Genomic DNA, 9011 nt, shown 5'->3' on the forward strand with positions numbered 1-9011 from the left:
GGGGACCTACTTCTCCCAGGGGGCCTTGATCGGGTAGTACTTCTCCAGGAAGTCTGTCACGAGTTCGGCCCGCTCCTCGGCGGGGACCTCAGGGAAACTTCCGTCATTGAGGCAGAAGAAGTCCATGTTCCGCTTGGCGAGCAGCTTGGGCAGATAGTTCAGCCCGGCCCTGGCCGTGGTGTCCACGTAGCGCACCTTTGCCGCGGTCTGGGTGACGGCCCGGCCGGTGAGCAGCGCGTAGTAGTGGTAGAACGAGTTGGTCACCGAGATGTTGTCGGCCGCGCGGAACGTGCTGGCCGCCGTCTTGGCGAATTCCGCGGGGAACTCCTGCTCCATCTTGGCCACGACGCTGCGCCGCAGCGGAGCAGCCGTGTGTTCCAGGTGACGGGTGGTGATCCGGCCAAAGCGGTCCCAGAGCAGTTTCCGGTTCACACGGGCTGCGTTCTCGAACCCGCTGCGCTCGGCGTCGTTGTCCCCAAGGCCGATCCGGGTTTCCGCCTCGATGAACTTCGTGATGCCGCCAGGGGTGAAGAACATGTCCGGCCCGACCGCGCGGCCAAAGAACATGTCGTCATTCGAGTACAGGAAGTGCTCGGACAAACCTTCAATGTGGTGGAGCTGGCACTCCACTGCTTGCGAGTTGTGGGTGGGCAGCACGGAGGGGTCCGCGAAGAACTCCTCGCTGCGGACGATCGTCACGCCCGGATGATCCGCCAGCCAGGAGGGCGTGGGGGAGTCCGTGGCGATGAAGATGCGGCGGATCCAGGGCGCGAACATGTAGACCGAGCGGAGCGCGTACTTGAGCTCGTCGATCTGGCGGAATCGGGCTTCGTGGTCGTCGCCCTCGCCGACCACGACGCCGGCCATCCGGGCACGCCGCGCGGCGATGTACTCGGGGGAGCTGCCGTCCACCCAGGAGAACACCAGGTCGATGTCGAAGCTGATGTCACTGGCGTGGTCGGCGAACATGTTCTCGATCGTGGGCCAGGTGTGGCCGTACCGCTCCACCGTGCCGCGGACGGCGTCCTGGGCCAGCAGGGTCCGGCGGGTGAGTGAGTTCTCGATCGGGAGGATCAGCTGGTCACCTTCGAAACTCCACAGTTCCAGCTGCACGCCGGCCGAGGCGCCGAACTCGAAGCCGCCCTCAGGTTCGACCCGGGGACGGTACAGCCGGAAGATCCGGGACTGCCGGTTGGGAGAGAGCTCCCCGTCGGCGACCAGCACCGAGGACTTCTTCTTGGCGTCGACGCTCATCGAGTAGAACGGCTCATCGTGGCAGGCCTTCACGAGGGCGTCGCGGAGATCCTTGCGGTCCTTCCAGTCCACGGCGATGACCGGCCGGTGGTTGTTGCCGCGGACCAGGAGGTAGTCGAGGCCGGCGCCGTCAAGGACCGAGCGGATGAACATCAAATCCTCGACCATGGCCTGGTACGGCGTACGGTTCTCATTGATGAGCCCGTACCGGCCGCGCCGGCGCACAACGTCCTGCCGGGTCCGGAATCTCGCCACGGCAGCCGCGGAGGTGACCTCATCATGGGCATCTACCGATGCCTGGCTGCCGTAGTAGATCTCGTCCTGGACCAATGCGTCTGTAATTTCGATTCTCCGTGATTGTTTGCGTGAATGTGTCCCTAGTTGCATGATAACGTCCGCCCCAAAATCGACCCCAATGTCCGCGGCTGAAATGCCGCCAGTGTGGGCCGCAAGAGCCCTACCTCCACCCCCGGAACCCTGGGGTCCGGGGGTGGTTCGGTGCGCTGGTTCAGTCCAGGAGGGCCGCGCGCCAGCTGTGCAGGAAAGCCGCCCCGGCATCGTCGTGGATGACGTCCGCGCCCAGCCCCAGATCCGCCGCGGTGAGTACCTCGTACGGTTTCACCGGGACGCCGTCGGCCGGCCGGACGTCGACGTGCTTGACCGGGTGGTCGTTGTGGTGCAGCCAGTCGGCCATGGCGTAGTCCGTGCGGGAGTCGCCCACCGTCCGCCAGGCCTGCGGGGTGATGCCCTGGGCCGCGAGCAGCTCCACGGCGCGGCTCGCACCAAGGTCCTTGCCGAGCCGGACCGATTCGATATCGGTGGAGATGATGGTCGGGTCCACCCGGTAATCGACGCGGTCATCGGAGTCGGGGGCGTGGTGGTCCAGGCGCACCACCCCAAGACCGTGCCGGGCCATCAGGCCCATGGCGTCGGCGTCGAAGAGTTCCTGCTCAGCCCGGTAGTCGGAGTTCTCCACGGCGATGTGCTGCTCCACGGAGACCATCGCCAGTTTGGTTTCGTCAAAGAACATGTGGCTGGAATAGTCCTCGGCCACGAGCCGCCGGACGTCGTCGCCGAAGGCCCGCGGGATGGCCAGTTCGTGGTCGACGTGGACTGCACCGGGACCCGTGGAGGTGTAGCTGAACCAGACGGCGCCCTTCTCGCAGACGGCGTGGATGAGGAGGCCGGCCGGCATCCCGGCGGCAATCATCGGCTCCATGACCTGTTCACGGATGAAGGCCGCCGAACGGCCCGTGTTGAAAATGACCGGGATCCCCGCCGCAGCCAGCGCCAGCAGGTCCGCGATGATCGCAGGCTGCACCGTGCGGGTGACGGGACTCGCCACGGGACCGTCGACGTCGAGCAGCAGTGCCAGCGGAGGCGCCAACGGCGAGAGGGAGGCTGGGGTCTCGGGAGTTGTCATGCACCTATTCTCCCAGCCGGCAGGCGGCTTTGCATGTGTTGTGGACCGGGGTTGGCGGCATGGCGTGAAATGTGACAGGCGGCGGCGCGCGGCATGACAAATGGTTACCGTTTGGCTACAACCTCCCGGCTTCGGGCGTCGTGGATTCCTTTGGCCGTCCAAGTTCCTTACGCTTGCATGGTGATATTCAAAGCCGTGGGCGAGGGACGCCCGTACCCCGACCATGGTTACAGCACGCCCAAGGACTGGGCGACGCTGCCGCCGCGCCCGGTCCGGCTGGACGATCTGGTGACCACCAAGCGCACGCTCGACCTTGAAGCGCTGCTGGCAGAGGACTCGACGTTCTTCGGCGATCTGTTTCCGCACGTCGTGGAGTACCGCGGCGTCCTGTACCTGGAGGACGGCCTGCACCGCGCCGTCCGGACTGCCCTGCACCAGCGCACGGCGATCCATGCGCGCGTCCTGGTGATCAATGGCTAGAGCGCCGAAGGACGTCACCGTCCTGCATGGGCACCACGTCATCACCGGCTCTGATTTGCGCGCCACGTTCGTGGAGGATGACGAACTGCACGACAACCCCGTCAGGCTGCGGCGCCGCATCCTGCACGGGGTCGTGCTGGTGCTGCTCGTGGGGCTGATTGCCGCGGCGATCGTGGTGGCGCTGGCGATCATGAACGGCCAGATCAAGATCCCGACGGCGGAGCGCAGCCAGGCTGCCGCGTCCGTCTGCCCGGAGGCGCGTTACGACTACGCGCCGCCGGAAACGATCAACCTCAACGTTTTCAATTCCACGTCCCGGCCGGGCCTGGCCCGATCCGTGGCCGAGGAGTTCGCGGCCCGCAAGTTCATCGTCGGGGCCGTTGCCAACACGACGTCGAGCTACCGCGGGGTGGCGTTGGTCGTCTCCGGCGCGGCAGGCCAGTCCGCGGCGTTCAGTGTGCAGCGCAACGTGCCCGGCTCGGACTATTTCCAGGACGGCCGGACGGACCCGAGCGTGGATGTCATCCTCACCGGAGACTTCAAGGACCTGGCAAAACCGGAACTGGTCGACCAGACGCCGGGCCAGCTCAGCTGCCCGCGCGAGGACCGGCGGATTGTGGACGAAACGCAGTGGCCCGTGGCGCCGACGGTGTCCCCCACTCCGGGCAACTGACCCCGTTCGTCCGGGGCCGCCGGTTCACGGGTGTTCAGGGGTTAAGGCGAAGCGGGAGCCCATTGTCGTCGAACCGCGCTCCCGCGCCGAGCTGGACAAACCGCACGGTGCGGGCCAGCCGGGCCTCTGCCTCGGGGTCCTGGCCGGCGCCGTTACCGCGGGCGGCACTTGAGGACAGGGTGCCGTGGATGAGCTGCGCCAGCTGGCTGATGTCGGTGTCCGGCAGGTAGCCCTGGGCGATGCCGTCCCGCAGGATGCCCTGCAGCAGGACGCTCAGCTCCCCGACATGGTCCGCCAGCTTCGCGAACGACGCCGGGGAAAGCACGGCGCCCATCGCCGGACCGGGCGGCAGGTGCCGCCGGCTGAGGTCCTCGACCTGGGCGCGGACGTACAGCGCCAGTCGGTCCACCGGATTCTCCAGCGAGTCCAGGGATTCCCTCAGGTCAACCAGGAAACGCTCGGTTTCATCCAGTGCGTAGGCGATCAGAAGTTCTTCGATGTCCGCATAGTAGTTGTAGACAGCGGTCCGGCCGATCAGGGCGTGCCGTGCAACGTCAGTCATCGTCAGCCCGGGCAGCCCGTGGGTGAACAGGAGCTCGCCGAACGCAGTCAGGATGCGGTGCTGGGTCTCGGCTCGTTGGGCGGCGTTGCTCGCGGCCGAAATCCTGGGCATACGGACACTTTAGCGCGATCTGTCAGCAAAACCCGGTTTTGCCACTGGCCAGCGGTAATCCCGCCCCGCGCGGGCCGCCGGTGAAGGCGGACGCTCAGGCGGAGCAGCCAGCCGGGCCGCAAGCCTCTGCGGTTCCGTTGGCCTCTCCGCCGGGGGCCGCGCTGACCATCTCAAGCGGCCGGCTGTCCTGCCAGGCCCGCTCGAGGGCCGCGGAGAACGTCTCGGCGGGCTGGGCGCCGGAGAGCCCGAATTTCCGGTCAATGACGAAAAACGGGACGCCGGTGATGCCCAGGGCGCGGCCTTCCTCGAAGTCCTGCCGGACGTCGTCGGCGTATTTGTCCGTCGTGAACAGTTCGTCCAGTTCGGCGGCACCGACCCCGAGGCCCAATCCCAGCGAGGTCAGGTACTCCCGGCTGCCGATGTCCAAGCCCCGCTCGAAGTGGTCGCTGAGCAGGCGCTCCTTCGCAGCGTCCTGCTGCCCGTGCGCGGCGGCAAGGTGGATCAGCCGGTGGGCAGTGAAGCTGTTGGCGACCACGACGTCGTCGAACCGGTAGTTGAGCCCCTCGCCGCTGGCCTCCTCGGCCACGTGCGCGAACATTCCGGCGACCTGCGCCGGGGCCATGCCCTTGCGGGTGCTCAAATAGTCCAGTTCGGTGCCGTCATAGTGGTCCGGCAGTGTCGGATCCAGCTGGTAGCTGCGCCACTGGACCTCCACGGAATCCCGGTGCGGGAAGGCCGCGAGGGCCATTTCAAAGCGGCGTTTGCCAATGTAGCACCAGGGGCAGGCCACGTCCGACCAGATCTCAATCTTCATGATCGCCACAACCCTTCAGGCGCCGGCTCCATTCCCCGGCGGCCTGTCGGCTTGGTCACGGCGTGACCGGGCGCTCCATGACGAAGTCGTGTTCCACGGTGCTGCCGAGCCGGAAGGACTTGGTGCCGACCTTGCGGAAGCCGGATTTTTCGTAAAAGCGGATGGCGCGGGCGTTCTGGTCGTTCACCCCGAGCCAGATCCCCCGGGCGCCGGCCGCTGCGGCCGCGCCGATGCAGGCGTGCATCAGTTCGGCGGCGGCGCCCAGGCCGTGGTGGTCCGGGTGGACGTAACATTTGCTGAGCTCGGTGGAGGGCAGGAGGGTCAGGACCGCTGCCACGTCCGGGTCCCGGGCGGGCCGGGCGGCCAGGAGGCTGTAGCCGCGAAGCTCGCCGCCGGCGTCGATCACGAGAACGGTGACGGCCGGGTCGGCGAGGTAGCTGCGGAAGTTGGCCTCGCTGAGCGTGTTCGCGAGGTGCGCGGCGATGTCCGCCGGCCGTGACCCCGGCGGACACGCGAGCGGGAAGGTGACGGCCGCCAGCGCGGCCAGCCGGCCGGCGTCGTCCGCGGTTGCTCTCCGGATCTGGTGCGTCATAGCTAGAACTCTAGTCCGCGGCCGGGCCGCCACCCTCTGCTGGGCTGCGGGCGCCGCGCAAGAACGCCTACGCCGAGACCGACGTGACGTAGGTTCTGGTGCTGGTGCCTTCGACCCCCAGCTGATGGTCCTCGTCCGAGGCCAGCCCGGACACCGTTAGTGCGGCGACGACACCCGACCCACTCGTCCTGGTCAGCGGTGGCGCCGGGCAGGACGCAGCGGAAGAGAACCACGTTATGCCAGTTCCTCCTCGTGCTGCCGCAGTTCGGTGATCCGGGGTGAGACGGTGTCAGTCATTCGGGGCCCCTTCCGGCGTGGCGTCTGCCGCGTACCTGAGGCCGATCTGACGGCGGATCTCGTCCATGGCGGCCATGACGGCCACGCTCTCCCTCGGCGGTAGCACCGTGCCGGCGGTGAATCCTGCTGTGATGAGGCGTTCCATCTCGGCTGCCTGGAATTGCATCCCTCTGCCCTTCACCGGCTCGTCGAACCTCTCCAGGACGTTTCCGTGAGTGTCGAAGCGGGTGAAGGGCGTGGGGTTGTACCAAGTGGGTTCGATGTCGACCCAGCCTTCCGTCCCGGTGACGACTGCCCGGTTGGCTCCGGCGGCATCCAGCTCACAGTCCACAATGGCCTGCTGTCCTTGCGGGTATTCGAAGATCGCTGCCGTCTGGCGGTCCACCCCTGTTGCGGTCATGGTTGCGCTGGCCCGGATGTTCCCCGGAGCGCCAAAGACATCAAAAGCGAAGGAGACCGGGTAGATGCCGAGGTCCAGGAGGGCTCCACCGCCCAAGGCAGGGTCGTTCAACCGGTGGGCGGGGTCCTTGGGAAGGTTTTGGTTGTGGCTGGCGGTGATCTTCCGCATCTCGCCGAGCGTGCCGTCATGGATGATCTCGCGGAGTCGTAGCATGTGGGGCAGGAACCGGCTCCACATGGCCTCGAGTGCCACAAGTCCTTTGGCTTCGGCCAGTTCGACGATTTCCCGGGCCTGGCGGGCGTTGATGGTGAACGGCTTCTCGACCAGCACGTGCTTCCCGGCATTCAAGGCGAGCAGTGCGTGGGCATGGTGGTAGGTGTGCGGCGTTGCGACGTAAACGACGTCGACGCCCGGATCCGTGACCAGCGCCTCGTAGCTGTCATGGGCGGTGGGAATGCTGAACTTTTCGCTGAAGACTCTGCTCGATTCCGGCGCGCGGGAACCGACGGCCTGCACGGTGAATCCGTTTTCGATCAGGTCCTGCGTTTGCAGCCCTGCGATGAAACCGGTGCCGAGGATTCCCCAGCGGATTTGTCCGTCGGAGGTTCCCTTACTGAGGTTGGTCACGTCATGAGTCCTTTATCGTGGGGAGAAACAATCGAGCGGGTAGGCGACGTACGCGAACCGGGTGGAATCAGGGGACCAGCTGTTGACGTTGAGTGTGCCCTGGCCACCGAAGAGCGGCCAGGTGTGCCGGGGTGTGGCCCAGTCGCCGGTGGAGACAAGCACGACGTCGACCGGCAAGTCAGCGGGGTGGCCCACGGTCCCGCTGGGGAACCGGATGAAGCTGGCCCAGCGGCCGTCAGGGGACAGATGCGGGAACCATTCGACAGTTCCGCTCTCCAGCAGCCGCTCCGCTTGTGCGTCCGGGGCGCTGCCGTTGGATGTGTTCAGCCGTGCGAGTTGCGCATGGCCGGGTTGGGCGGTGAAGGCTTCCGTGTTGAAGTAGAGCCATTCGCCGTCCGGGGAGTATTCGGGTCCGTCGCAGTGACCGGCCACGTTCAACCGGGTGGTGTCGCCACCGCCGGCCGGGATGGTCATGAGCCGGCCGGGCTGGGTGAAATCGCCGGCCTCGATCCCGACGCAGGCCAGCCGCTGCCCGTCCGGGCTCACTCCGTGGAGGAAATGGAAGTACCCGTCGTCATGAGTGATGCGGGTGGCCGCACCGCCGTCAAGCGCCGCGCGGTAAATGTGGCCATCCTTGGCCGAAAGGTAGATGCCGGTGCCGTCCGGCGCAAGGACATGGTCGTTGTTCAGTTCCGGGATCCCGGTGAGGGGCACCTGACCGATAGTCCGGCGCCCGACGTCGAAGCGCCACAACGTCCCGGCGCCGTTCAGGATGAGTGCCGCGCCGTCGAGAGTCCAGTTCGGCGCCTCAAGGAGCACATCCTCGGTAGTGGACGCCAGGTTGCGCTCACCCGTAATGGACGCGATCCACACCTCGCAGCGCTGGCCAGGCTGAAGTGTCCGAATCACGGGGCGACCTCCAGGGACCCCGTCGGGAGGTCCTTGATCCGGACCGCTTCGGCGTCGTGGTCCGGTGATTGCAGGACGGCGGTGTCCAGTTCGGCGATTTTGAGGCCGTTGACCCATGTGGTGATGACCGGCAACGCCCCGACGCAGCGGATGCGGAGTTCGTTCCAATCATCCCAGCGCCAAATGCACAGGAAATCGTCGACGTCGGCCGCGTAGCTGAGACGCTGGCGCTTCTCGTTCGTGACGGGTTCGACGGACGTGGCCGGTTCGTCGGCAACCAGCCCGGCCGGCCGGCCGTCGGCGTCGCGGGCGGCATCCACGGCGAAGGGCACGGCGGAGAAGCTCGCCAGGCCGTTGCCGAAGAAGCCGCCGATACCGCCGGAGGGGCGGTGGTCCACCAGGACCTGGAAGCCGTGCCAGCTGTCCCGTTGCCGGCGGATCATGACCCCGGTTGTTCCGGTGATGTCGGCCACGGCTGATCCTTACTGCTTGAACGCCGCGTCGAAGGAGGTGTTCGACGCCGGGAAGTCGTACTTCTTCAGTGCGGCGAGGGCTTCGGGGGCGCCGTGGAGCCGGTCCATGCCGGCGTCCTCCCATTCGATGGAAATGGGCCCGGTGTAGCCGATCGCGGTGAGGGCGCGGAAGGACGATTCCCAGGGGACGTCGCCGCGGCCGGCGGAGACGAAGTCCCAGCCCCGGCGCGGGTCGCCCCAGGGCAGGTGCGAGCCCATGACGGTGTTCCGTCCGGTGGGGCGCAGCTTGGTGTCCTTGCAGTCCACGTGGTAGATCCGGTCCTTGAAGTCCCAGATGAAGGAGACCGGGTCGATGCCCTGCCACATGAAGTGGGAGGGGTCCCAGTTCAGCCCGAA

Annotated in this window: 11 protein-coding genes; 2 read left to right on the forward strand and 9 right to left on the reverse strand. The window is 66.8% G+C overall.

Translation table 11 applies throughout. From position 1 onward, the window contains the following. Positions 1–6: 6 nt before the first annotated feature. Complete coding sequence (locus QCD75_RS16735) at positions 7–1641, reverse strand: stealth family protein (RefSeq protein WP_301230431.1); 1635 nt, start codon at positions 1639–1641, stop codon at positions 7–9. Positions 1642–1762: 121 nt separating this feature from the next. Further along, positions 1763–2677, reverse strand: coding sequence for a hypothetical protein (locus QCD75_RS16740; RefSeq protein WP_301230432.1), 915 nt, complete (start codon positions 2675–2677; stop codon positions 1763–1765). 180 nt (positions 2678–2857) lie between these two features. Here QCD75_RS16740 and QCD75_RS16745 point away from each other — a divergent pair, with 180 nt between their 5' ends. Next, positions 2858–3157, forward strand: a complete 300-nt coding sequence (locus tag QCD75_RS16745) for a type II toxin-antitoxin system VapB family antitoxin (RefSeq protein WP_226759363.1) — start codon at positions 2858–2860, stop codon at positions 3155–3157. Then, on the forward strand, positions 3150–3830 hold the full coding sequence (locus QCD75_RS16750) for a LytR C-terminal domain-containing protein (protein ID WP_301230433.1): 681 nt from the start codon (positions 3150–3152) through the stop codon (positions 3828–3830). Before QCD75_RS16745 ends, QCD75_RS16750 begins: the two co-directional genes overlap by 8 nt. Positions 3831–3864: 34 nt before the next feature. On the opposite strand, the gene QCD75_RS16755 is transcribed toward QCD75_RS16750, so the two are convergent. The 7 genes from QCD75_RS16755 to QCD75_RS16790 all read right to left on the reverse strand — a co-directional run. Further along, complete coding sequence (locus QCD75_RS16755) at positions 3865–4503, reverse strand: TetR/AcrR family transcriptional regulator (protein WP_301230435.1); 639 nt, start codon at positions 4501–4503, stop codon at positions 3865–3867. Between the two features lie 94 nt (positions 4504–4597). Then, positions 4598–5317, reverse strand: a complete 720-nt coding sequence (locus tag QCD75_RS16760) for a DsbA family oxidoreductase (RefSeq protein ID WP_301230437.1) — start codon at positions 5315–5317, stop codon at positions 4598–4600. A 55-nt stretch (positions 5318–5372) separates the two neighbouring features. Then, on the reverse strand, positions 5373–5909 hold the full coding sequence (locus tag QCD75_RS16765; protein WP_301230439.1) for a GNAT family N-acetyltransferase: 537 nt from the start codon (positions 5907–5909) through the stop codon (positions 5373–5375). Between the two features lie 289 nt (positions 5910–6198). Then, complete coding sequence (locus QCD75_RS16775; RefSeq protein ID WP_301230441.1) at positions 6199–7233, reverse strand: Gfo/Idh/MocA family protein; 1035 nt, start codon at positions 7231–7233, stop codon at positions 6199–6201. Positions 7234–7245: 12 nt separating this feature from the next. After that, positions 7246–8142, reverse strand: coding sequence for a TolB family protein (locus QCD75_RS16780; protein WP_301230443.1), 897 nt, complete (start codon positions 8140–8142; stop codon positions 7246–7248). Further along, on the reverse strand, positions 8139–8615 hold the full coding sequence (locus tag QCD75_RS16785) for a hypothetical protein (RefSeq protein WP_301230445.1): 477 nt from the start codon (positions 8613–8615) through the stop codon (positions 8139–8141). Before QCD75_RS16785 ends, QCD75_RS16780 begins: the two co-directional genes overlap by 4 nt. 9 nt (positions 8616–8624) lie before the next feature. Beyond that, positions 8625–9011: sugar phosphate isomerase/epimerase family protein (locus tag QCD75_RS16790; RefSeq protein ID WP_301230447.1), on the reverse strand; the 387-nt coding region annotated here is incomplete at its 5' end.

It is taken from the genome of Arthrobacter sp. PsM3, assembly GCF_030433895.1.
GTDB lineage: Bacteria > Actinomycetota > Actinomycetes > Actinomycetales > Micrococcaceae > Arthrobacter.

What these genes read in the sequence shown, in the direction of transcription:
- QCD75_RS16755 (WP_301230435.1), bottom strand. Translation starts at nt 4,503, where the DNA reads ATGCCCAGGATTTCGGCCGCGAGCAACGCCGCCCAACGAGCCGAGACC.
- QCD75_RS16765 (WP_301230439.1), bottom strand. Translation starts at nt 5,909, where the DNA reads ATGACGCACCAGATCCGGAGAGCAACCGCGGACGACGCCGGCCGGCTG.
- QCD75_RS16735 (WP_301230431.1), bottom strand. Translation starts at nt 1,641, where the DNA reads ATGCAACTAGGGACACATTCACGCAAACAATCACGGAGAATCGAAATT.
- QCD75_RS16750 (WP_301230433.1), top strand. Translation starts at nt 3,150, where the DNA reads ATGGCTAGAGCGCCGAAGGACGTCACCGTCCTGCATGGGCACCACGTC.
- QCD75_RS16760 (WP_301230437.1), bottom strand. Translation starts at nt 5,317, where the DNA reads ATGAAGATTGAGATCTGGTCGGACGTGGCCTGCCCCTGGTGCTACATT.
- QCD75_RS16740 (WP_301230432.1), bottom strand. Translation starts at nt 2,677, where the DNA reads ATGACAACTCCCGAGACCCCAGCCTCCCTCTCGCCGTTGGCGCCTCCG.